This is a genomic window from Porphyrobacter sp. THAI-01a (assembly GCF_056868655.1).
Map to the genome: position 1 here is coordinate 1,041,234 of NZ_CP180579.1, position 21,397 is coordinate 1,062,630.

Annotated in this window: 21 protein-coding genes; 10 read left to right on the top strand and 11 right to left on the bottom strand. The window is 68.6% G+C overall.

Annotation, left to right across the window (positions count from 1 at the left end):
• The first annotated feature begins 46 nt into the window (after nucleotides 1–46).
• Nucleotides 47–2,146: a malate synthase G gene (locus ACMX37_RS05030; RefSeq protein ID WP_483147794.1), complete on the top strand. Its 2,100-nt coding sequence runs from the start codon at nucleotides 47–49 to the stop codon at nucleotides 2,144–2,146.
• Here the strand turns inward: ACMX37_RS05030 and rsmA are convergent.
• The 4 genes from rsmA to ACMX37_RS05050 all read right to left on the bottom strand — a co-directional run bounded on the left by rsmA (nucleotide 2,143) and on the right by ACMX37_RS05050 (nucleotide 7,800).
• The gene (gene rsmA, locus ACMX37_RS05035) at nucleotides 2,143–2,964 is read right to left on the bottom strand and encodes a 16S rRNA (adenine(1518)-N(6)/adenine(1519)-N(6))-dimethyltransferase RsmA (protein ID WP_483147795.1); all 822 of its coding nucleotides are present in this window, start codon (nucleotides 2,962–2,964) and stop codon (nucleotides 2,143–2,145) included. The two genes, ACMX37_RS05030 and rsmA, sit on opposite strands and share 4 nt — an antisense overlap.
• Entirely contained in the window at nucleotides 2,957–3,988 is a 1,032-nt protein-coding gene (pdxA, locus tag ACMX37_RS05040; protein ID WP_483147796.1) for a 4-hydroxythreonine-4-phosphate dehydrogenase PdxA, read from the bottom strand. Before pdxA ends, rsmA begins: the two co-directional genes overlap by 8 nt.
• Entirely contained in the window at nucleotides 3,985–5,352 is a 1,368-nt protein-coding gene (locus ACMX37_RS05045; protein WP_483147797.1) for a peptidylprolyl isomerase, read from the bottom strand. The genes pdxA and ACMX37_RS05045 overlap by 4 nt, the downstream gene beginning before the upstream one ends.
• 171 nt (nucleotides 5,353–5,523) lie before the next feature.
• Nucleotides 5,524–7,800: an LPS-assembly protein LptD gene (locus ACMX37_RS05050; RefSeq protein ID WP_483147798.1), complete on the bottom strand. Its 2,277-nt coding sequence runs from the start codon at nucleotides 7,798–7,800 to the stop codon at nucleotides 5,524–5,526.
• 166 nt (nucleotides 7,801–7,966) lie between these two features.
• On the opposite strand from ACMX37_RS05050, the gene ACMX37_RS05055 reads away from it, so the two are divergent.
• The 4 genes from ACMX37_RS05055 to ACMX37_RS05070 all read left to right on the top strand — a co-directional run bounded on the left by ACMX37_RS05055 (nucleotide 7,967) and on the right by ACMX37_RS05070 (nucleotide 10,685).
• Nucleotides 7,967–9,427, top strand: coding sequence for a leucyl aminopeptidase (locus ACMX37_RS05055; RefSeq protein WP_483147799.1), 1,461 nt, complete (start codon nucleotides 7,967–7,969; stop codon nucleotides 9,425–9,427).
• 48 nt (nucleotides 9,428–9,475) lie between these two features.
• Nucleotides 9,476–9,625, top strand: a complete 150-nt coding sequence (locus ACMX37_RS05060; RefSeq protein ID WP_483147800.1) for a DUF2256 domain-containing protein — start codon at nucleotides 9,476–9,478, stop codon at nucleotides 9,623–9,625.
• A gap of 49 nt (nucleotides 9,626–9,674) precedes the next feature.
• The gene (locus tag ACMX37_RS05065) at nucleotides 9,675–10,115 is read left to right on the top strand and encodes a DNA polymerase III subunit chi (protein ID WP_483147801.1); all 441 of its coding nucleotides are present in this window, start codon (nucleotides 9,675–9,677) and stop codon (nucleotides 10,113–10,115) included.
• 63 nt (nucleotides 10,116–10,178) lie between these two features.
• Nucleotides 10,179–10,685, top strand: coding sequence for a hypothetical protein (locus ACMX37_RS05070; protein ID WP_483147802.1), 507 nt, complete (start codon nucleotides 10,179–10,181; stop codon nucleotides 10,683–10,685).
• Nucleotides 10,686–10,696: 11 nt separating this feature from the next.
• On the opposite strand, the gene ACMX37_RS05075 is transcribed toward ACMX37_RS05070, so the two are convergent.
• Nucleotides 10,697–11,338, bottom strand: coding sequence for a dioxygenase family protein (locus ACMX37_RS05075; RefSeq protein WP_483147803.1), 642 nt, complete (start codon nucleotides 11,336–11,338; stop codon nucleotides 10,697–10,699).
• Between the two features lie 167 nt (nucleotides 11,339–11,505).
• On the opposite strand from ACMX37_RS05075, the gene ndk reads away from it, so the two are divergent.
• On the top strand, nucleotides 11,506–11,928 hold the full coding sequence (gene ndk, locus ACMX37_RS05080; protein ID WP_483147804.1) for a nucleoside-diphosphate kinase: 423 nt from the start codon (nucleotides 11,506–11,508) through the stop codon (nucleotides 11,926–11,928).
• Nucleotides 11,929–11,982: 54 nt separating this feature from the next.
• On the opposite strand, the gene ACMX37_RS05085 is transcribed toward ndk, so the two are convergent.
• The 3 genes from ACMX37_RS05085 to purM form a co-directional block, all read right to left on the bottom strand.
• Nucleotides 11,983–13,200, bottom strand: a complete 1,218-nt coding sequence (locus tag ACMX37_RS05085; RefSeq protein WP_483147805.1) for a sulfotransferase family protein — start codon at nucleotides 13,198–13,200, stop codon at nucleotides 11,983–11,985.
• On the bottom strand, nucleotides 13,200–14,165 hold the full coding sequence (purN, locus tag ACMX37_RS05090) for a phosphoribosylglycinamide formyltransferase (RefSeq protein ID WP_483147806.1): 966 nt from the start codon (nucleotides 14,163–14,165) through the stop codon (nucleotides 13,200–13,202). Before purN ends, ACMX37_RS05085 begins: the two co-directional genes overlap by 1 nt.
• Before the next feature lie 115 nt (nucleotides 14,166–14,280).
• Nucleotides 14,281–15,402: a phosphoribosylformylglycinamidine cyclo-ligase gene (purM, locus tag ACMX37_RS05095; protein ID WP_483147807.1), complete on the bottom strand. Its 1,122-nt coding sequence runs from the start codon at nucleotides 15,400–15,402 to the stop codon at nucleotides 14,281–14,283.
• Nucleotides 15,403–15,471: 69 nt separating this feature from the next.
• On the opposite strand from purM, the gene ACMX37_RS05100 reads away from it, so the two are divergent.
• Genes ACMX37_RS05100 through ACMX37_RS05115 form a run of 4 tightly spaced genes read left to right on the top strand, consistent with a single transcriptional unit; the run spans nucleotide 15,472 to nucleotide 18,593 of the window.
• Nucleotides 15,472–16,761 (top strand): heavy-metal-associated domain-containing protein, encoded by a 1,290-nt coding sequence (locus ACMX37_RS05100; protein ID WP_483147808.1) that lies wholly within the window; start codon nucleotides 15,472–15,474, stop codon nucleotides 16,759–16,761.
• Between the two features lie 13 nt (nucleotides 16,762–16,774).
• Complete coding sequence (locus tag ACMX37_RS05105; RefSeq protein ID WP_483147809.1) at nucleotides 16,775–17,425, top strand: HdaA/DnaA family protein; 651 nt, start codon at nucleotides 16,775–16,777, stop codon at nucleotides 17,423–17,425.
• A 53-nt stretch (nucleotides 17,426–17,478) separates the two neighbouring features.
• Nucleotides 17,479–18,219, top strand: a complete 741-nt coding sequence (gene epsC, locus ACMX37_RS05110) for a serine O-acetyltransferase EpsC (RefSeq protein ID WP_483147810.1) — start codon at nucleotides 17,479–17,481, stop codon at nucleotides 18,217–18,219.
• 8 nt (nucleotides 18,220–18,227) lie between these two features.
• On the top strand, nucleotides 18,228–18,593 hold the full coding sequence (locus ACMX37_RS05115; protein ID WP_483147811.1) for a DUF2794 domain-containing protein: 366 nt from the start codon (nucleotides 18,228–18,230) through the stop codon (nucleotides 18,591–18,593).
• Between the two features lie 103 nt (nucleotides 18,594–18,696).
• Here the strand turns inward: ACMX37_RS05115 and ACMX37_RS05120 are convergent, their stop codons facing one another.
• From ACMX37_RS05120 to ACMX37_RS05130, 3 genes are all read right to left on the bottom strand, one after another.
• Nucleotides 18,697–19,248 carry a hypothetical protein gene (locus ACMX37_RS05120; RefSeq protein ID WP_483147812.1) on the bottom strand — a complete coding sequence of 184 codons (552 nt, stop codon included), beginning with the start codon at nucleotides 19,246–19,248 and terminating at the stop codon, nucleotides 18,697–18,699.
• Between the two features lie 352 nt (nucleotides 19,249–19,600).
• On the bottom strand, nucleotides 19,601–20,530 hold the full coding sequence (locus ACMX37_RS05125; RefSeq protein ID WP_483147813.1) for an SDR family NAD(P)-dependent oxidoreductase: 930 nt from the start codon (nucleotides 20,528–20,530) through the stop codon (nucleotides 19,601–19,603).
• Between the two features lie 126 nt (nucleotides 20,531–20,656).
• On the bottom strand, nucleotides 20,657–21,352 hold the full coding sequence (locus tag ACMX37_RS05130; RefSeq protein ID WP_483147814.1) for an HAD hydrolase-like protein: 696 nt from the start codon (nucleotides 21,350–21,352) through the stop codon (nucleotides 20,657–20,659).
• Nucleotides 21,353–21,397: the final 45 nt, after the last annotated feature.

Here is a 21,397-nt window from a genome sequence, read left to right on the forward strand (position 1 = left end):
CTCCTCCCCGGGTTCGGCTTTTCACGCTTACCACACGAGGACTACCATGACTGACATGACCGCCCGCGCCGGAGTGAGCATCGACTCCCGGTTGGCCGCCTTCCTCGAGAGCAAAGTGCTGGGGCCGCTGGGGCGCGATGTGGACGCCTTCTGGCAGGGTTTCGCGGCGCTGCTGGCCGAGTTCGCTCCCCGGAACCGCGCACTGCTGCAAAAGCGCGAAAGCCTGCAGGCGCAGATCGACGCGTGGCACAGCGAGCGGGCGGGCAAGCCCCACGACGCGGCGGCCTACAAGGCGTTCCTGACCGAGATCGGCTACCTCGTCCCCGAGCCTGCTGACTTCCAGATCGGCACGCAGAACGTCGATCCCGAGATCGCCACCATGGCGGGCCCGCAGCTGGTGGTGCCGATCCTCAACGCCCGCTTCCTGCTGAACGCCGCGAATGCGCGCTGGGGAAGCCTCTACGACGCCTTCTACGGCACCGACGCGCTGGATGCGCCGCCTGCGCGGCCCGGCGGCTATGACGAGGCGCGCGGGGCGGCGGTGATCGCGCGCGGGCGCCGGTTCCTCGACGAGACCTTTCCGCTCGCGGGCGGAGCGAGCTGGACCGACCTGGCAAGCCGCGAGGCCATCGCGCTCGCCGATCCGGCGCAGCAGGCGGGCACCACCGAAAAGGGCGTGCTGCTGCGGAACAACGGTCTTCACGTCGAGATCGTCTTCGATCCCGCGACCCCCGTCGGCGCGACCGACAGGGCGGGGATCGCCGACATCATCGTCGAAGCCGCGCTCACCACCATCGCCGATTGCGAGGATTCGGTCGCGGCGGTCGATGCCGAGGACAAGCTGCTCGCCTACACCAACTGGCTCGGCATCATCCGCGGCGACCTTCAGGAAAGCTTCGAGAAAGGCGGCAGGACGCTCACCCGCACACTGGCGGGCGACAAGACCTACACCGCCACCGACGGCACCGCGCAGACCCTCAAGGGGCGCAGCCTGATGTTCGTGCGCAATGTCGGCCACCTGATGACCAACCCCGCGATCCGCCTGCCCGATGGCAGCGAGATCCCCGAGGGCATCATGGACGCGGTCTTCACCTCCGCGATCAGCACATTGGATGTCGAGGGCCACGGCCGCTTCGGCAACTCGCGGGAAGGCAGCATCTACATCGTGAAGCCCAAGATGCATGGCCCCGAGGAATGCGCCTTCACCAACGACCTCTTCGATGCCGTCGAGAACCTGCTCGGCCTCACGCGTCACACGATCAAGGTCGGGGTGATGGACGAGGAGCGGCGCACCTCGGCCAACCTCGCCGCCTGCATCCACGCGGTGAAGGACCGCATCGTCTTCATCAACACCGGTTTCCTCGACCGGACGGGGGATGAAATCCACACCTCGATGTGTGCCGGGCCGATGCTGCGTAAGGGCGCCATGAAGGCCAGCGCGTGGCTCAAGTCCTACGAAGCGCGCAATGTCGCCATCGGCCTCAGGCACGGCCTCTCCGGCAAGGCGCAGATCGGCAAGGGCATGTGGGCCGCGCCGGACCTCATGGGGCAGATGATGATCGAGAAGGTGGGGCACCTCAAGGCCGGCGCGAATACCGCCTGGGTGCCGTCGCCGACCGCCGCGACGCTCCATGCGCTCCACTACCACCAGATCGACGTGTTCGACGTGCAGAAGCACCTGCCCGAGCCGATGGGCCTCGACGCGCTGCTTTCCATTCCGCTCGCAGAGGGCGCGAACTGGTCGGAGGAGGAAATCCGCGAGGAGCTCGACAACAATTGCCAGGGCCTGCTCGGCTACGTGGTGCGCTGGATCGATCAGGGCGTGGGCTGCTCCAAGGTGCCCGACATCAACGATGTTGGCCTGATGGAGGACCGGGCGACGCTGCGCATCTCCTCGCAGCACATCGCCAACTGGCTGCTGCACGGGGTGATCAGCGAGGCGCAGGTGATGGACTCGCTCGCCCGCATGGCCGCCAAGGTCGACGCGCAGAACGCGGGCGATCCGCTCTATGTGCCACTGACGGGCAACGAGAACGGCGCGGCCTTCAGCGCGGCAAAGGACCTGATCTTCAAGGGGGTGGAGCAGCCGAGCGGCTACACCGAGCCGCTGCTGCACGCCTGGCGCCTGAAGAAGAAGGCGAGCTAGGACAGCGCCTTAGCCACCGCGACGAACTCCGCCACGCTGACGGTCTCGGCGCGGCGGGTTTCGTCGATGCCGAGCGCGCCTAACGCCTCCAGCGCCCCCGGCACGCCCTTGAGGCTCTGGCGCAGCATCTTGCGGCGCTGGCCGAAGGCGGCCTCGGTGAGGCGTTCGAGGGTGCGGGCGCTCACCCCCTCGGGCGCGGCGGTGGGTGTGACGTGGACGATCGCGCTCATCACCTTGGGCGGCGGAGTGAAGGCGCTGCGGTGGACCTTCATCGCTAGCCGCGCTTGGCTGCGCCACTGGGCGAGCACGGCAAGGCGGCCATAGGCGTCCTCGCCCGCAGCGGCGACGATCCGGTCGGCCACCTCGCGCTGGAACATCAGGGTGAGCGAGCGCCACAGGGGTGGCCAGCTCTCCCCGCCGAGCCAGCGCACGAACAGCGCCGTGCCGACATTGTAAGGCAGGTTTGAGAGGACGTGGAACGGCTCCCTGCCCATCAGCTCCGCATGATCGAGCTTGAGGGCATCGCCTTCGATAACAGTCAGTTGTCCGGGAAAGCTCTCGCCCAGTTCAGCCAGTGCCGGGAGGCAGCGGCGGTCCATCTCGATGGCGGTGACCCGCGCCCCGGCACGCAGCAGCGCGCGGGTGAGGCCGCCGGGGCCGGGGCCGACCTCGAGCACCTGCTCGCCCGCCAGATCGCCTGGAAGCGCGGCGATGCGGGCGAGCAACTGTTCGTCGAGCAGGAAATTCTGCCCCAGCGCCTTGGAGGCGGCAAGGTTATGTCTCTGGATAACCTCGCGAATCGGGGGGAGCTCAGGCATCGGCACAAGCCCGCGCTGCCGCCATGTCCGCTGCCATGACGACCGCCGCCGCCATCGCACCCGGGTCCGCCAGCCCCTTGCCCGCAATGTCGAAGGCGGTGCCGTGATCGGGGGAGGTGCGGATGATCGGCAGGCCGAGCGTGACGTTCACGCCCTCGTCGAACTCCAGTGCTTTCAAGGGGATAAGTGCCTGATCGTGATACATGCACAGCGCCGCGTCATAGCCCGCGCGGGCGCGCAGGGTGAACAGCGCATCGCCGGGGACGGGGCCAAAGGCCTCGATCCCCTCGGCCCGCAGCGTGGCGATGGCCGGGGCGATGATGCGCGCCTCCTCGTCCCCGAATTGCCCGCCTTCGCCCGCGTGGGGGTTCAGCGCCGCGATCGCAAGTCTGGGCCGCAACACACCGAAATCCCTGCGTAATCCTCCCGCCACGATGCGCGCCTTGTGGAGGATCAGGCCTTCCGAAATCAGCCCCGGCACCTCGGCCAGCGCCACGTGGACCGTCAGCGGCACGGTGCGCAGGGAAGGTCCCGCCAGCATCATCACCGCATCGCGCCACGGCCGCCCGCAGGCATCGGCGAGGAATTCGGTCTGGCCGGGATAGTCCCAGCCCACCGCCGCAAGGGCCCCCTTGGAAACCGGCGCGGTCACCAGCCCCGCCGCCTCGCCCGACAGCACCAGTTTCGCCCCCCATTGCAGCGAAGCGAGTGCCAACCGGGCGCCAACGACCGTGGGATGACCTGGCGACGCCATGCCATCGAGCCCGGCCATCACGGGCAATCCCGCAGCCGAGGCGAACAGCGCCTCGGCCGGCTCCGCGATCGGCACGATCGGGCAGTCGATCCCGAGCCTTTCGGCCGCGTTTCGCAGGAGCTCCGGCCCGCCGGCCACGAAGGCGGGCGGCGCGCGGCGTTCGGCCCGCAATCGCGCCCATGCGCCGAGGATCACTTCCGGGCCGATGCCCGCCGGATCGCCCAGCGTGATCGCGAGCGGGGCGCCCGGAGATGAACTGCCCGGCGTCAATTGTACTCGATATAGGCGTCGTTGCGCAGGTCGCGCAGGAACCGCTGGGCGCGCTTGTTGACGCGCTCCTGCTCGATCTGGTCCATCACCGCCGCGAAGGTCGGCGCGCCCGAATCCTTGGGATCGTCGCGGCCGCACAGCATCAGCACGCGCACGCCTTCCTGGATGCCGCCGAAGGGCGGCGTCGCCTGGCCGATCTGGAGATTGAGGATGATCGCGCGCAGCTGTTCGGGCAGGTTCGCGGCCTTGATCTGGTCGTTGGAGACGACCTCCGCCCCGATCTTCGCCGCCCCCGCCTCGACATCGGCGCAGCCGCGCAGCGACTGGAGGTAGGTGTTGAATTCGGCCACCCGCGCCTCGGCCTGGGCCTGGGTCACGCCATCGGGGAAGTCGATCGAGATCTGCTTGAGGCTCAGCATCGCCTCGGACGGATCGGCCATCAGCACCTGGCGCTTGTTGATGAGGTAGATGATCGAGAAGCCGCCCGGGATCTCGATCGGGCCCTGGAGCTGCCCGGCCTGCATGCTGCGCAGCGCCGCGGCGAGCTGTGGGGGCAGCTGGCCGAGCCGCAGCCAGCCCAGATCGCCGCCGACGACCGCGCTGCTCGCCTCGGAATACTGCCGCGCATAGGCGACGAAGCTGCCGCCCTGCTGGAGCTGCTGCATGATCGCCTGGGCGTTCTGCAGCACCGTCACGCGGTTCTCGGTGGTGGCCGAGAGGAAGATCTCGCCGATCCGGTATTCGTCGGTGCCCTTGGCCTCGTTCATGCGCTTGAGCACGTCGTTGACCTCTTCGGCCGAGACGTTGACGAAGGGCATGATGTTGCGGCGCAGGAGGTTCTCCCACGCCACTTCGCCCTCGATCTGGCGCTTGAGCGAGGCCGCAGAGGAGCCGATCGAGGTCAGGTAGGCGTCCATCTTCTTGGTGTCGCCGCCGAAATTCTGGCCGGCAAGCTGCTGGTAGGTCTGTTCGACCTCCTCGCGCTTGGGCGCAAGTTCGGAGGCTTGGGCGGCCTGGATCTTGAGCGTCTCGTCGATCAGGTTGCGCAGCACCTGCACCCGCAGGCGCAGCATTTCCTCGGCGGGGATTTCCGCTTCCGAGGCCGCCGTCACCAGCGCCACGCGCTGGTCGATGTCGGTGCCGGTGATGACATAGCCGTTGACGATCGCGGTCGCGGTGCGCTTGTCCGGGTCGGCCTTGCCGAACAGGGTGATGTCCTCGGGCAGGCCGAAGGGATTGTCGGCGGTCGGCACGGCCACGGTCTGGGCGGGCAGGGTGGCCGGGGTGAGGGCAAGACCCACGAGGCCGGCTGCCGCCAGCACGCTTCCGGTCCGGGCCAGCAGGGCCTTGGAAAACAGCTTCACTCTCACTCGTTCAATCCGCCTTCTCGAAAATCCCGCACGCATCGTGCGCGTGATGGAGCGCCGATGCCCCGCACCGGCTGAATGGAAGCTGAGTCCCGGGCCGCCAGTCATCCGCGGCCCCTTTAACGCCATTTGTCCGCCCTGCCAATTGTTGCAGGCATCGGACTGGGGTTAGCGGAAACCGAGATTCCTGAGCGCGAAAAACACCTGGAAAGCGTTCCCGCGCCGCGCGTCGCCCGCGTCGATGAAGTCGCGCCGCCAGGTCGCGCCGAATTCGATGCAGTCGTCGGCATAGGCGATGCCGAGGCGGGTGCGGATCGGCTCGAAGCCGTCGGGCTGGAACACCGGGTCCTCATCGGGATCGGTGAGGTTGAACACGCCCGAGCCGAACACCGACCACTTGCGCCCGATCGCCACGCGCGCGGCGGCGCGCAGTTCCTCGCGGTCGCGCAGGTCCTCGACCGTGGCGATGTCACGGTCGAGCCTCAGGTAGCCGACCTCGAGATAGGTGCGGCGCGAGCCGATGGTCGCGTCGATCTCGTTGCGGCGCACCGCGAAATTGTCCTTGTCGAGCCGGAAGCGGTGGGTGAAGCTGACGAGGTTGCGGAAACGCACCTCGGTGCGCCCGACGAAATCGGAGACGCGCTCGGACAGGCCGGTGCCTTCGGGGAACAGGCCTGGCTCGGGCCGTTCCAGCCGGAAGGACTGGCCGACGGTCGAACGCACCCGCCAGCCCGGGCGCTGCAACTCCCAGTCGACGCCCCAGGTCACGCGGCTGCCGTCCTCGACCCGGTCGTAGCCGGGGAAGCGGTTGAGGGCGAAGAGGTTGGAATCCTCGAGGTCGATCGCGCGGGCATCCTCGTTGGGGACGGCGAGGTTGCGGATCTTCGGGCTGGCAACGAATTGCAGGCGCGGCTTGAACACCTGCGTGCCCCCGAAAGCGGCACCGGCGAAGGGCCATTCGATGTCGAGCGCGGCGGTGGCGATGCCGCGCGTGGTCCAGCCCTCGGTGCCGCGATAGGACAGCGTGGTCGTCGCGAGCGTGTTGCTGGTGTTGTAGACATCGCCGCGCACCAGCCCGGTGAGCGTCACGACCTGGCCCATGCCGGTGAGGCGCTTCCAGTCCCAATGCGCGCCCGCGAAGGCGCGCTGGGTGTCCTGCCCGTCGTTGCGCAGCAGGGCGAGTGTGTTGGCCTGCACCATCAGGTTGCCGCCGAGCACCGTGTCGCCGATCTTCTGGCGGTAGTCGATGGCGGGCAGGGCGAGCGGCACCTGCCCCTGATCGGCGTTCAGCCGCAGGGTCTGGGTCGCCCAGCCGGCGATCGAGAGATAGGACCGGTCGGTGATGCGTTCGAGGTTGAGGGTCGAGCGCAGCCGGTCGTCGCGGCTGATGTCGTAGCGGCGCAGGAAGGTGCGGTCGCTGGCGAGGCGGATCGAGCCGGTCAGGCTCCAGTCGGGCGAGAACTGGAAGCGCCCGTTGCCGTCGAAATAGCCGCGCGGATCGCTGCGGAAGCTCTCGCCCCCGGTGAAATCGGTCGCGCGGTCGGAAAAGGTGACGAAGCCGCTGGCCTGATAGGCACCCTTTTCGGTGAGGTGCCGCCACTTCGCGCTCGCCATCGGGGCGGCGTTGGAGAAGACATAGGCGCCCAGCGTCAGATCGGCATTGTCGGCCACGCGCCAGTAATATTCGCCCGAAAGCTCGAAGCCGTTGACCTGCGTGACCCGCACGTCGGGCACCAGGAAGCCGCTTTCCGCCTTGCCGTCGGTGCGGATCGCGAGGCCGGGCAGGGGCAGGATGCGCGCGCCGAAGAGTTCGAGCATCGCGCCCTCGAAGCGCACGCGGTTGGCCTTCTGGTCGTAGATCACGCGCTGCGCGGTTACCCGCCAGCTCGGGTCCTGCGCGCAGCCCTCGGCATCGACCACCGGGCAGGCCGAATAGGCGGCATCGGTCAGCACGGCGGTCCCGTCGGCCCCGCGCTCGGCCGAGCGGGCGGCGAGCCGGCCTCCGGCGCGCAGGGCGATCAGGAGTTCGCTCATCGCCCCGGTGTCGAACTCTTCGGTCAGCTCGACCTGGTCGGTGAAGAGCTGGTTGCCGGCCTCGTCGACGAGGCGGATGTTGCCGCTGGCGATGATCCGGCCGGTGTTGCGGTCCCAGATCACCTCGTCGGCGCGCACCGAGCGGTCCTCCGAGCGCAGGATCACGTCGCCGCGGGCGGTGACGATGTCGCTCTCGTTGTTGTAGCTGAGCTCGCGCGCCTCGAAGTCGATCCGGCGGGCGGTTTCCTCGGTCGTCTCGGGGGACGAGGTGGCCGGGGGGGCATCCTGCGCGGCGAGCGGCGCGGCGGCGGCGGCAAGCCCCAGTGCAAGCACGAGATGCGACGCACACGCGCGAGCCGCGCCCCGCGCCGGGAGGCGCTGGGCGGGGTCCGCGGCGATGCGCGTGTCCACGTGAGAGCCTCCCGACATGGCCTTGCCTATTGCACCGCTCGGGCCTAATCGCAATCGCCATTGCGCCCGGGGCGGCGGGGCCTTTCGCACGGTTCGTCGCATGCGCGGGACACCTCGTGGCCGCCCGTCCCGCGGCGCGCCTGCACAAGCCTTTGCCGGAGTATCCATGCAGATCCATTTCACCGCCGCCGCTCCCTCCGATGTCCGCCTCCAGGCGCGGGTGATCAACCAGGGCCAGACCCTCTCAGGGCTGGACGAGACGATCGTCGAGGGCGCGGCCGCTTCGCGCTTTGCGGGCCGGGCCGGGCAGCTGTTCGAGGGCTTTGCAGGCGTGGGCGGGACGGTCCGGCGGATCGCGCTCGCGGGGCTCGGCGAGACCGGCTCCGCCGACCGGCGCGCCAATTGCGAGCGTGCCGGCGCGGCGATCACGGCCAAGTATCTGGTCTCGGGCGAGACGGCGCTGGTGCTCGATCTTGGCGGTGGGGGCCTTTCGGCGGATGACGCCGCGGCGGTGCTGCTGGGCTTGCGCCTGCGCGCCTGGCGGCACGATGCCTATCGCACGCGGCTTGCCGCCGACAAGCGCCCGTCGCTCGCCGCGGTCCACGTCGCCAACGCGCCTGAGGGCACCGAGACCGCCTGGGCCCGCGAGGAGGCGGTCGCCCGCGGGGTCGAATTCACCCGCAAGCTCGTGACCGAGCCTGCCAACCTCCTCTACCCCGCCACCTTCGTCGCCGCCTGCGAGGAAGCCTTCGCGGGCACCGGGGTCGAGATCACCGTGCTGGGCGAGCCGGAGATGGAGGCGCTCGGCATGGGCGCGCTGCTCGGCGTCGGCAAGGGCTCGGAGCGCGAGTCCCGGCTGCTCGCGATCCGCTGGAACGGCGGCGCGGCGGGCGAGAAGCCGACCGTCTTCGTCGGCAAGGGCGTGACCTTCGACACCGGCGGCATCTCGCTGAAGCCCGGCCCGGGCATGGAGGACATGAAGTGGGACATGGGCGGCGCGGGCGCGGTCGCGGGCGCGATGCTGGCGCTGGCGGGTCGCAAGGCCAAGGCCAACGTCATCGGCGTCATGGGCCTCGTCGAGAACATGCCCGACGGCAAGGCCCAGCGCCCCGGCGATGTCGTCACCACCATGAGCGGCCAGACGGTCGAGGTGCTCAACACCGATGCCGAAGGCCGCCTCGTGCTGTGCGACGCGCTCCACTGGGCGCAGGAGCAATATGCCCCCGCCCGGATCGTCGACCTCGCGACGTTGACCGGCGCGATGATCATCAGCCTCGGCAACGAATATGGCGGGATGTTCGCCAATGACGACACGCTCGCGGCGCAGCTCGACGCCGCCGGCAAGGCGAGCGGTGACAAGCTGTGGCGGATGCCGCTCGGCCCGGCCTACGACAAGCTGATCGATTCGCCTGTCGCCGACATCAAGAACATCGGCCCGCGCGAGGCCGGTTCGATCACCGCCGCGCAGTTCCTCCAGCGCTTCGTCAAGGAAGGCACCCCCTGGGCACACCTCGACATCGCGGGCATGGTCTGGTCGAACAAGCCCGGCCACACCTGGGACAAGGGCGCGACCGGCTATGGCGTGCGCCTGATCGACCAGTTCGTGCGGGATGTGGTCGAGGGTTGAGCGGCGGCCTGGGTCGGCCTCAAGTAGCGCAGCGGTAGGCCGACAAAGATGCCGAAGATGAGGCGCAAATCCGACCTGCCCACCAAGACCTGCCTCGCCTGCGGGCTGCCTTTCGCGTGGCGCAAGAAGTGGGAGCGGGACTGGGACAATGTGAGGTATTGTTCCGATCGGTGCAGTCGGGGGAAGAATTCGTCATGATGCGGTCAATCGCTCATCCCATCCTCAAGTAGCGAAGCGGTAGGATGGGATGACAACCAAACTCGATTTCTGGCAGGTCACCGACGATCCGGTCGAGAAGGTCGTCACCCTCATCGCCCGGCGCGCCATCGGGCAGGGGGAGCGGGTGCTGGTCGTCTCGGCCGACCCCGCGCAGCGCGCCGCGATCGATGCCGCGCTGTGGCAGGCGGGGCCGGAGAGCTTCCTCGCCCACGGCGCCGCCGATGCGCCGGGCGCCGATCGCCAGCCGATCCTGCTCGCAGCAGAACCCGTCGCCGCCAACGGCGCGAGCCACCTGATCCTCGCCGACGGCACCTTCCGCGACTGCCCCGGCTTCGCCCGCGTCTTCCTGCTCTTCCCGCCCGACCTCGCCCCCGCGGCGCGGCAGGCGTGGCGCGCGCAGGACGGCCGCGAGGGCATCGAGCGCGCCTATTTCGCGCAGGAAGAGGGGCGCTGGATCAAGAAGGGCTGAGGGCTTGCGCCCGGGCCGCCGATGGGGGATGCTCCCGTCCCAGTGACAGGGGGGACATGATCCATGCGCAAGACTGCCATCATCCTTGCAGGCACCGCCGCGCTGGCGCTCGCCGCCTGCGGCTCGGAGACCTCGGGCGAGTTCACCACCGAAGACGGCCAGAACGCCGAATACACCATCGACAGGGACACCGGCGAGACCAGCATGACGGTCGAGGGGCCGGACGGCACCGCCACCATGCGCTCGGGCGCGGGGGTCCCGGTCAGCCTGCCGGACGGGTTCACGCTGTTCCCCGGATCGAAGGTCGTCACCAACACCGTCGTCAACCAGCCCGGCGGGCAGGGCACGATGATCACCTTCGAGGCCGATGCCCCCGCCGAGGCGGTCGTCGCCCATTACCGCGACGCGGCCAAGGCGGCCGGGTTCGACATCCAGCTCGACATGAACACCAACGGCACGCGCATGGTGGGCGGCGAGCGCAGGGGCGACGGCTCCTCGCTCTCGGTCACCGCGACCGACGGCAAGCCGACCACCGGACAGATCATCATCGGCAGCAAGAAGCCGGGCTGACGCCGGGCGCGCTAGCTTTCGAACAGCACGATGTCCCAGCGATAACGGTCCGCCTCGGCCTGCTGCTGTGCCATCGCGGTCACCGCGTCATCGCCGAGCTGGTTGTAGAGCGCGTCCTTGCTGTTGGTCGCGTGATCCTCGGTGAAATACATCTGGGTGATGAGGCGGGCTTGCTGTCCCTTGATGTCGAAATGGATGTGCGGCGTGCGCCAGCCGATCGGGCTGTCGTAGCCGGACGGCTTGATTGTGCGGATTCGCCATTCGCCGCTCGGACCGGTCACCAGCCTGGCGAAGCCCTGGAAATTGGGATCGAGCGGGGCGGTGGCGACGTCGCCCGGGTGGGCATAACGACCTGCGGCATTGCACTGCCACAGTTCCAGCTCCGCGCCGCGCACCGGATTGCCCTTGCGATCGAGCACGCGGCCGGTCACTTCGATCACCCGGCCGAGCGCGCGGCCCGTCTGGCCCTTTATCTGCGTCATGTCGAAATCGTCGTCGCCCGGCCGGATGATCGGATAGAACGGCCCCAATGGCCCGCCCGCGGTCAGCGCCGGTTCCGCCGCGCGCGCGATTCCGCCGGTCGCCGCCATGCCGACGGCGGTCAGTGCGGCTCCGGCAAAATGCCGCCGCGAAAGTCTGATGTCCCTGTCCATGATGCTCTCCCCCCGAAGCGCCCCTCCGGAGAGCATATCACGCCGCGAGGCCGGGCGGAACCGCGCCGGCCCCCCCGCTCGCACAGGCTTGCCATTTTGCACCGCAGCATCTAGGGGCGCGGCCAAACTCTCCCCCAACAACAAAAGACGTTCACAGGAGCTTTCCCATGGCGGTCACCCGCACCTTCTCGATCATCAAGCCCGACGCCACCCGTCGCAACCTGACCGGCGCGGTCACCAAGATGCTGGAAGACGCCGGCCTGCGCGTCGTCGCCTCGAAGCGCATCCACATGACCCGCGAACAGGCCGAAGGCTTCTACGCGGTCCACAAGGAGCGCCCCTTCTTCGGCGAGCTGGTCGAATTCATGATGAGCGAGCCGGTGGTGGTGCAGGTGCTCGAGGGCGAGGACGCCGTCGCCAGGAACCGCGAAGTGATGGGCGCCACCAACCCCGCCGACGCCGCCCCGGGCACGATCCGCAAGGAACTGGCCCTCTCGATCGGCGAGAACACCGTCCACGGTTCGGACAGCGAAGAGAACGCCGCGATCGAAATCGCTTTCTTCTTCAAGGACGAAGAAATCGTCGGCTAAGTCTTTCCGGACTGAGGCAATGCAATGGGCCGTCCCGATGGGGCGGCCCTTTTGCTATCCGGCGTTCGCAAACCGCGCGAGCTGTTCGGCATGGGCGCGGTGGTGCCCGTCCTCGCTGGCGGCCATCACCTTCCGCATCCCGGCGCGGGCTTCCGGGGTGAGTTCGAGGCCGAGACCGGCGTAGACGGAGGCGATGGCGGATTCCCAATCCTCGTTGAGCGCATCGAAGCTGGCCCGCGCGATCCGTCCGTCCCAGCCCTCCAGCGCCGCCGCCATGCGTGCCTCGCGCAAGGCGATCTTGTGCCGCCAGCGGGCCTCGATTCTCTCGAGGCAGCACGAATCCGACTGCATCGCCATCTGGTTCGCCGCGAGGCTGATCGCGCTTTTCAGCACCGCCTCGTGCTCGCGCTCGGCGATCACCAGTCGCGCGTCGGGGAACAGGGCGAGCAAGGTCGACAAGTCCTCGGCGAAGGCGGGAACCTTGAGCACGCGGGGTTTGTCGGCGATCCCCCGGTGCGCGGCGTCGGTGGCGAGGATGCGCGCGAACTCGCGGTAGACGGGGGCAGGGTCGCGCGCCTCGCTCCAGGCGGAATAGGCCGGGATGTGCCACTGGCTTTCGTAGATCGAATGGTGGAGCGCGGCGGAGATCCACGCCAGCTCCTCCTCGACCGCCGCCGGCGCCATCGGGTGGATCGACTGCATCCACGGGTTGAGCGCCCCCAGCATCGCCAGTTCCAGCGCCGCCTTGACCCGGTTCATGCCGAGCGGCGCGGGGACGGGGTGGTAGGCGTCGCAATAGCGCGTGTGCGAAAAGGCCGGGTCCGCTGCCAGCAGCGTGTGGATGCGGGTGGTGCCGCTCCGCATATGGCCGATGACGATGATCGGCGGGGCGAGCGGGGTTTCGAGCAGTTCGGGCCGCTCCCCCCACAGCGCGCCGAAGGCGAGGCGGTTCTTCACCACCCGCGAAAGCTGCCCCCACGCCATTGCCCGCCCGAGCGGGTTGAGATCGGCGTCGGCTTCGATCGCGCCGATCAGCCGGACGAGCCGCTCGCGGAAATCGGCGACGTCCTCCCCGCTGCGCCCGCCATGCTCGGCATCCTCGGCCCTTGCGCCATGGGGCTTCGCGGCGAGCGCCCAGAGCGCCTCGGGATCGAGCGCGGGCGGCGGCAGCCAGCCGCGCTCCCATGCCCGCCCGAGAAAGGCATTGGCCCGCTCGGCCAGCGGCCCGCGGGCCAGCAGGTGATCGCGGGTGGGAAGCTTGCGGGATGCCATCAGAACGCGTCCGCTATGTCCATCAGCCGCGTCAGCCGCTTCGGCGCGACCGCGCGCCAGCTTCTGTGGAGCCACGCCTCGACATCGCCCCAGTCGAGATCGGGCCGGTCGAGCACGATCCCGACCCACCCGCTCGCGCCGTAGAAGGCGGGCTTGAAATAGGTCTCCGGCTGGTCCTCGACGAGGGCGTGGAGCTCGTCCATGCCGCTGGTCTTGACCAGAAGGGCGATGCGCTCGTGGCCGTGGGGGCGGTCTGAGAAATAGGCGAAATACTTGCCCGACTTGCCCTCGCCGACGCGGAAGCCGGCCGAGCCGAAGCTTTCCTGCTCGCAGGCCTCGGGCAGGGCGAGGGCGCGGGCGCGAAGCTGATCGAGCAGCCAGGCCGGGTTGCGCCAGCGCGATACGTAGTCGGCCACGGCGCGCGGGTAGAGCTGGTGCTCGGCAAGCTTGACCCGTTCGGCGAGGCTGGCGGGGGTGTCGCCGGGCACGATCGGCACCGCGATCTGCGCCAGCACCTCTCCCGCGTCGAGCTCGGGGGTGACGAGGTGGACGCTGGTGCCCGCATGGCTGTCGCCCGCCGCGATGGCGCGGGCGTGGGTGTCGAGCCCCTTGTAGAGCGGCAGCAGCGAGGGATGGATGTTGAGCATCCGGCCCTCCCACCGCTCGACGAAACCGTCCGAGAGGATGCGCATGTAGCCAGCCAGCACGATGTGGTCCGCGCCCGCTTTCAGCACCGCCGCCTCCATCGCGGCGTCATGCGCCTCGCGGGTCAGGCCCTTGTGGGGCAGGGCGAAGGTGGCGATCCCCTCGGCGGCGGCAAGTTTCAGACCCGCCGCTTCGGGGTCGTTGGAGGCGACCAGCACCACCTCGTAGGGGCAGGGGGCGATGCGGCTGGCATAGACCAGCGCGGCCATGTTGGTGCCTGCGCCGGAGATGAGGACGGCGATCTTGGCCTTGCCGGTCATTGCGCGGTCCTCTCCTTCCGTTCGTGCTGAGCTTGTCGAAGCACTGCCTTTCTTCCTCTCTGTCGGTCTCAAGAGAAGTGCGGCCCTTCGACAAGCTCAGGGCGAACGGAGGTGGTTATGCGAGGTGAGTGGCGCTCCAGTCGCTCTTGGCTGACCACGTTTCCACCGAACCGCGCACGGTGCAGCCCTTCTCGCCCGCCTCGATCCGGCCGACGGCAAAGACGGTCTCGCCCGCCGCCTCGAGCCGGGCCGTGACCTCGGCGACCTTCGCTTCGCTGACCGCCAGCACCATGCCGACGCCGCAGTTGAAGGTGCGGGCCATTTCCTCGGGCTCGATGTTCCCCTGTGCCTGGAGGAAGGCCATGAGGCGCGGCTGGGGCCAGAGATCGGCATCGACATGGGCGTGGGCGCCCTGTGGCAGGATGCGCGGGATGTTCTCGAGGAGGCCGCCGCCGGTGATGTGGGCGAGGGCATTGATGTGGCCTTCGCGGATCAGCGGCAGCAGGCTCGCCACATAGATGCGCGTCGGCGCGATCAGGGCGTCGATCAGAAGTTGCTCCTGATCGAACAGGGCGGGTCGGGCGAGCTTCCAGCCCTTGTCCGCCGCCAACCTGCGCACCAGCGAATAGCCGTTGGAATGGACGCCCGACGAGGCGAGGCCCAGCAGAACGTCGCCGGGCGCGACCCTGTCGCCGGTTAGCTGCTCGCCGCGCTCGACCGCGCCGACGCAGAAGCCCGCAAGGTCGTAGTCGCCTGGCGCATACATCCCCGGCATCTCCGCCGTCTCGCCGCCGATCAGCGCGCAGCCTGCGATCTTGCAGCCCTCCGCAATCCCCGCAATCACGCGTTCGGCGACCCCGTTCTCGAGCTTGCCGGTGGCGAAATAATCGAGGAAGAACAGCGGCTCGGCACCCTGCACGATGAGGTCGTTGACGCACATGGCGACCAGATCGATCCCGACCGTGTCGTGCCGGTCATGCTCGATCGCGAGCTTGAGCTTGGTGCCCACCCCGTCGTTCGCGGCGACCAGCAGCGGATCGGAATATCCTGCCGCCTTCGGGTCGAAGAACCCGCCGAACCCGCCAAGCTCGCTCGTCGCGCCCGGGCGCGCGGTGGCCTTCGCCAGCGGCGCGATGGCCTTGACCAGCGCATTGCCTGCCGCGATCGAAACGCCCGCGTCGGCATAGGTGTAGCCCGTGCCTTGCGGCGTGCTCTCGTCGTTTGTCCCCGAGGTCATGCGCAGTCCCTTAGCCTTTCGCGCTTGGAATTCCACTCGCCATTGGGCAAAGGACAAGCGATTTTCCCCATGAGCGCGACGCTTTCCCCTCCCGGCCCCGCTGCCGCCTCCTCCCGACCGCTTCGCCGCTGGGTGAGTGGCGTCGCGCTGACGCTGGGCCTGCTCGGGGGCGGCTATGCCCTGCTGGCGCAGGTCGCGGGCGAGCGCGGCATCGCGCCGACCGCCGCCAGCGCCGACATCGAGGTCAAGGGCATCAGCGTCGACGTGCAGGGCAAGAGCGCCGAGGAAGCCCGCGCCAACGGCTGGCGCGAGGCGCAGCGCCAGGCTTGGGCGAAGCTCAACGGTCCCAAGCTCTCCGACAGCCAGCTCGACGGGCTCGTCTCGGCCATCGTCATCGAGCGCGAGCGGCTCGGCCCCCGACGCTACATCGCCACGCTCGGCGTGGTGTTCGACCGCCAGCGCGCGAGCGGCTATCTCGGCGGGGCGCAGCAGGCGACGCGCTCGGCCCCGCTGCTGGTGATCCCGGTGCAGGAGAGCGGCGGCGCCTACATCACCTTCGAGCAGCGTAATCCCTGGCAGCGCGCCTGGGCCGAGTTCAACCCGGGCACCAGCCGCATCGACTACGTGCGCCTGTCGGGCGCGGGGGGCGATTCGCTGCTCGTCAATTTCGGGCAGACCGGCCGGCGCAGCCGCGCCTGGTGGCGCTCGACGCTCGACCAGTACGGCGCGACCGACGTGGTGATGGCCTTCGCCCGGCTCGACCACCAGTTCCCGGGCGGGCCGATCACCGGCACCTTCACCGCGCGCTACGGCCCCGACAGCCGCCCGCTCGACACCTTCACCCTGAAGGCCGACAACCCCGACGCCCTGCCGGCCATGCTCGCGCAGGCGGTCGAGCGGATGGACCAGATCTTCACCGGCGCGCTTGCCTCGGGCAAGCTGCGGCCCGACCCGACGCTGCGCCTCGGCGGCGTGGGCGAGATCGACCCGGCGATCCAGCGGCTGATCGAGATCGGCCGTGCCGCGCAGGCCCGGCGGGCCGCCGAGGCGGCGCTTGCGGGCGCCGGCGTGCCGCGCATCGAGGCCGCCCCCGTCACGGGGATCGAGCCCGGCGAGATGCAGGTGCGCAACATCGTCGTCCAGTTCGCCACCCCCGATGCCGCCGCCTTCGATGCCGCGCTCGGCGCGGTGCGCGGCACCGGAGGCGTGCGCGGCGTGGGCGTGACCAGCACCGCGATCGGCGGCACCTCGGTGATGAGCGTGAGCTTCGCCGGTTCGCTCGAGGAGCTCGCCGCCGCGCTCGAGGCCCGCGGGTTCAGCGTGCGGCGCGGGGCGAACGCGCTCGCGATCAGCCGCTAGCGCCCGACCCGCCGTGGGCGAGCCGTCCCAGATTGCCCTGCCGCTTTCCGTGCCGGGCGCCGCGCAGCGGATCGTCGTCGGCGCGGCCAATGCGGCGGTGATCGAGGCCTTGCAGCATCCCGCCAGCTGGCCCTTCCACGTTGCCGTCCTCACCGGCCCGCCGCGCTCGGGCAAGAGCCTTCTCGGGCGCTGGGCGAAGGGGCTCCACGCCGAGGCCGGGCTCGAGGTGATCGACGATGCCGAGACGCTCGAGGAAGCCGAACTGTTCCACCGCTGGAACGCCGTCCAGCAGGGCGGGACGCGAGAGGGCGGGGCGCTGCTGCTGATCGCCAATGCCGACGCAGCCGACGGCCCCGGCTGGCGCATCGCCCTGCCGGACCTCGCCTCGCGCATCGGCGGCTCGCTCCAGCTGGCGATTCAGCCGCCCGATGATGCGATGGCGGGCGAGCTGATCCTCGCCCACGCCGAGGCGCGCGGCCTCTCCCTGCCGGCGGGCGCGGCGGACTACCTTGTGCCCCGCACCACCCGCAGCTTCGCCGCGATCGAGGCGCTGGTGGCGGCGATCGACCGGATCTCCCTTGAACGCCAGACGCCCGCCACCATGTCTGTCTGGCGCGCTGCGCTCGAGGCCCTCCACGGGCCCGAACAGCAGCGGCTCCTGTAGGTCAGCGGTCGCCGATTGCATCGGCGGCGCTTTGGTGGGAAAAGCGAGGGGCGATGTTCGAGCAACTGGTCAGCTATCTGGACTCGGTCCGCGCCCGCGATCCCGCACCGCGCTCGCGCTGGGAGATCCTCCTTTATCCGGGCGTTTGGGCGCTCGGCTTTCACCGCATCGCCCACTGGCTGTTCGAGGCGCGGCTCTATTTCCTCGCGCGGCTGGTGAACCACGTCTCGCGGCTCCTGACCGCGATCGACATCCACCCGGGCGCAACCATCGGGAAGAACTTCTTCATCGACCACGGCTTCACCGTGATCGGCGAGACGGCGGAGATCGGCGACAATGTCACGATCTACCAATGCGTCACGCTCGGCGGCACCAACCCCGCCAACGGCAAGGGCGGCAAGCGCCACCCGACCCTCAAGGACAATGTCATCATCGGCTCGGGCGCGCAGATCATCGGCCCCATCGTGGTCGGCGAGCGGGCCCGCGTCGGCGCCAATGCGGTCGTCACCGACGATGTGCCCGCCGGCGCGACGATGGTCGGGATCAAGGCGCGTTCGACCCTGGTTCCGGCGGAGCAATGGATGCGCGAATTCGTGCCCTACGGCACGCCCTGCGACGATCCGCCCTGCGACGAGGAAGGCCGCCCGCGCCGCGACTGCATCGAGAAGCTTGAGAGCGAGATCGCCCAGATGCGCGAGGAGATGGCGGCGATGAAGGCCCTGCTCGCCGAACGCGAGGCCCCACCGCCGCCGCTCCAGCCGGTGCGGGCGCGCAAGAGCGGAACCAAGGACTGAGCGCAGGGATGGCCGCACCGCAAACGCCGGGGATGACCGGACAGGTGGTTCCCTTCCCCGGCCGGGGCGCGGACCAGGTCGGCTTCGAACGGCCCGAACTGATGCGCATCCTCGACCTCTACGGGCGGATGGTTGCGGCCGGCGAGTGGCGCGACTACGCGATGGACTTCACCCGCCACGCCGCCACCTTCGCCGCCTTCCGCCGCGCCGCCGAACGCCCGCAGGCGCGCCTCGAAAAGCGCCCCGCGCTGCGCGGCAAGCAGGGCATGTGGACCCTCTTTGGCGAACACGGCCAGGTGCTGAAGCGCGGGCACGATCTGGCGAACGTCCTCGCCCCCGTCGAGCGGCGGCTGTTGAAGGCGGTGGAGGAGTAGGGGCCGTCAGGTGCGGCCCAGAGCTGGGAGAGTGGCAGCTTTCGGGCTTGCAACCGGTTTGCTGCGATGTCTGAAGCTGGGTGGTTTGCGGACGTATGCAATATCAAGATTGAGGCCAGTCGAACCCCTCGTGATAGAGGGAAAGCGTCTCGTTGTGTGGCAATTGATACATCTCCGTCACAACAAGAACGGCGAGCTTCACTGCTTCATCGGTATCGGTTCGCAGAAACGTAACCCCATTCTCACTTCTTAGAACCGGCTGAAAGCCCTTTGCTTGAGCAAAGGACAAAAACTTCTCTTGGTCCCGAATGTTCTGAGGACCCAGTAGGACCCAATCCAGTCCGATCTTGCCCCCTTCGATAGATAGCTGAACATTCAAAGCATCTTCATCAGTTTGACAATCGGGAGGACAGAACGCGAGGGCGGCATATCTCACTTTTGCCGATGATCGCGACATGGCAGCAGCTATCGCCTGCAAATCGGATAATTGAACATCGGCAGCTGTGAGCACTCGTGGGATGCTAACTTTTTTGCTCCGATCCCAGACGATGAAACTAGAATTCATCCAACGGCTAACGCTGGAACTGGGTGTGGCAAGCAAAGCAAAAACCACACAGATTGAGACGGCGATCACAACCGCATAGACTGTTTTCATTGATTGAATTTACCTCGGCCAAGCTATGTCCGCAATGGGGTCGCTTCCTGAACGGCAGCTTTTGGCAGGCGCGCAGCGATTGCCGCCATTTCCTACACCCGTGCCAACAGCTAGGCTCCAATCCGGCTTTTTCCCATCGTTGTGCCCGGCCTGCGAGGCCGTTGGATTGCCCGGGCGCAAAACAAGGCCCCGCTCCCCTGTCCGTTCGCTTTGCGAAAGCGGGCGCGACCAGTTGAAAAATCGACATATTCGTAAACGAGCAAAGCGGACAGGGTGTCCGCTTTGTCCGCTTCAAAGCAAAGGCCCGCCCCCTCGCGGGGACGGGCCTCCCTTTGTCCGCTGGAAAGCCGGATCAGCCGCGCGCGCTCGACGGGCCGGTGCCGGTCACCTTCTGCATCGCGCGCAGGATATTGCCCGACTGCTCGCTGCCCGATTGCGGGGCGATCAGGTTGGTGAAGGAATTGATCTCCTCCCAGCGCGCGGCGAAACCTTCGAGGGTGCGCTCGCCTTCCGGGAGCCACACGGCCTCGTTCATCACCGTCCACGAGGAGTGGTAACCACCCGCACCCGCGCCGACGATGGCGTTGGTCGGCGCGTCCTCGGAGACGAGGTAGAGCGCGGCCGGGACCACGTTCTCGGGCGCGAAGAGCTTGAAGGCTTCCTCGGGGAACAGGTCCTCGGTCATGCGGGTGCCCGCAACCGGCGAGAGGGTGTTGACGCGCACGTTGTACTTCGCGCCTTCGAGTGCCAGCGTCTTGGTGAGGCCGGCAAGGCCGAGCTTGGCCGCGCCGTAGTTCGCCTGGCCGAAATTGCCGAACAGGCCGGTCGAGGAGGCCGTCATCAGGATGCGGCCATAGCCCTGCTCGCGCATGGTTTCCCACGCCGCCTTGGTGGCGAAGGCCGAGCCGGTGAGGTGGACCTTGACGACGAATTCGAAGTCGGCCGGCTCCATCTTGGCGAAGGTCTTGTCGCGCAGCACGCCCGCGTTGTTGATGAGCACATGGACGCCGCCCCACTTCTGCTTGGCGTCGGCGATCATCTTTTCCATCTGCTCGAATTCGGTGACGGAAGCGCCGTTGGCGATGGCTTCACCGCCCATCGCCTCGATCTCGGCGACGACCTGGGCGGCGGCGTCCGAGGTGCCGGTGCCGTCGCGCGAACCGCCGAGGTCGTTGACCACGACCTTCGCGCCGCGCCGCGCGAGTTCGAGCGCATAGGCCTTGCCGAGCCCGCCGCCCGCGCCCGTGACGATGGCGACCTTGTCCTTGAAGCTGATGCTCATGGGTGTTCTCTCCTGTTGTGCGAGAGGGCGTGCTTTACGCCCGCGTAAACCGAATTGCGGGGCGCTGCGTGGCACTTTCGCGCGCGCCTTGCAACAACCGAACTGACAGGTGCGCGTGCCGTAGGGTCAGGCAGTCGTCCGCAGCGCCGCGAGGGCGGGAATCAGCCCCTCGAACGAATCGATCACCGCGTCCGCGCCCAGCTCGTGCGGGGGCCGGTCGCAATAGCCATAGGCCGCCGCGATCACCGGCACGCCCGCCGCCTTGGCCGCGCGCACGTCATAGGTGGAATCGCCGAGGAACGCGAAGCTTCCGCCCCCCGTCACCGCGCGCGCCTTGAGAACCGGGGCGGGGTGGGGCTTGGCGAGGAACTGGCCGTCCTCGCCCTTGCCGAGCGAATCCCCGCCGATCACCGCCTCGAAGGCATCGATCAGATCGAGCGCGCCGAGGACATTGCGGGCGAAGGCCTCGAACTTGTTGGTGACCACCGCCATGCGGATGCCGCGTGCGGCAAGATCGGCCAGAACCTCGCGCACCCCGGGATAGGGCACGGTGTGGACCGCGTTGTTTTCCTCGTAGAAGGCCAGCATCGCCTTGTAGAGCCGCCGGAACTCGTCCTCGGGCAGGCCCCCCTGCGCCTCGACGGCGCGGGCGAGCATGATCTTGGCCCCGCCGCCGATCAGGTCCTTGCTGGTCTCGACCGACACCGCCTCGAACCCGCCCAGCACCAGCGCATGGTTCACCGCCGCGCCGAGATCGCGGAAGGTATCGAGCAGGGTGCCGTCGAGGTCGAAGCCGATCGCGTCGAAAGGGATGTCGTGCATGAGGCGCGCGGTGGCCCAACCTACATCAAACCGCAAGCATTTGCT

What these genes read in the sequence shown, in the direction of transcription:
- rsmA (WP_483147795.1), bottom strand. Translation starts at nt 2,964, where the DNA reads ATGCCTGAGCTCCCCCCGATTCGCGAGGTTATCCAGAGACATAACCTT.
- purM (WP_483147807.1), bottom strand. Translation starts at nt 15,402, where the DNA reads ATGACCTCGGGGACAAACGACGAGAGCACGCCGCAAGGCACGGGCTAC.
- ACMX37_RS05100 (WP_483147808.1), top strand. Translation starts at nt 15,472, where the DNA reads ATGAGCGCGACGCTTTCCCCTCCCGGCCCCGCTGCCGCCTCCTCCCGA.
- ACMX37_RS05060 (WP_483147800.1), top strand. Translation starts at nt 9,476, where the DNA reads ATGCCGAAGATGAGGCGCAAATCCGACCTGCCCACCAAGACCTGCCTC.
- ACMX37_RS05130 (WP_483147814.1), bottom strand. Translation starts at nt 21,352, where the DNA reads ATGCACGACATCCCTTTCGACGCGATCGGCTTCGACCTCGACGGCACC.
- ACMX37_RS05030 (WP_483147794.1), top strand. Translation starts at nt 47, where the DNA reads ATGACTGACATGACCGCCCGCGCCGGAGTGAGCATCGACTCCCGGTTG.
- ACMX37_RS05120 (WP_483147812.1), bottom strand. Translation starts at nt 19,248, where the DNA reads ATGAAAACAGTCTATGCGGTTGTGATCGCCGTCTCAATCTGTGTGGTT.
- ACMX37_RS05055 (WP_483147799.1), top strand. Translation starts at nt 7,967, where the DNA reads ATGCAGATCCATTTCACCGCCGCCGCTCCCTCCGATGTCCGCCTCCAG.
- ndk (WP_483147804.1), top strand. Translation starts at nt 11,506, where the DNA reads ATGGCGGTCACCCGCACCTTCTCGATCATCAAGCCCGACGCCACCCGT.
- ACMX37_RS05065 (WP_483147801.1), top strand. Translation starts at nt 9,675, where the DNA reads ATGACAACCAAACTCGATTTCTGGCAGGTCACCGACGATCCGGTCGAG.
- purN (WP_483147806.1), bottom strand. Translation starts at nt 14,165, where the DNA reads ATGACCGGCAAGGCCAAGATCGCCGTCCTCATCTCCGGCGCAGGCACC.
- ACMX37_RS05085 (WP_483147805.1), bottom strand. Translation starts at nt 13,200, where the DNA reads ATGGCATCCCGCAAGCTTCCCACCCGCGATCACCTGCTGGCCCGCGGG.
- epsC (WP_483147810.1), top strand. Translation starts at nt 17,479, where the DNA reads ATGTTCGAGCAACTGGTCAGCTATCTGGACTCGGTCCGCGCCCGCGAT.
- ACMX37_RS05115 (WP_483147811.1), top strand. Translation starts at nt 18,228, where the DNA reads ATGGCCGCACCGCAAACGCCGGGGATGACCGGACAGGTGGTTCCCTTC.
- ACMX37_RS05070 (WP_483147802.1), top strand. Translation starts at nt 10,179, where the DNA reads ATGCGCAAGACTGCCATCATCCTTGCAGGCACCGCCGCGCTGGCGCTC.
- ACMX37_RS05075 (WP_483147803.1), bottom strand. Translation starts at nt 11,338, where the DNA reads ATGGACAGGGACATCAGACTTTCGCGGCGGCATTTTGCCGGAGCCGCA.
- ACMX37_RS05125 (WP_483147813.1), bottom strand. Translation starts at nt 20,530, where the DNA reads ATGAGCATCAGCTTCAAGGACAAGGTCGCCATCGTCACGGGCGCGGGC.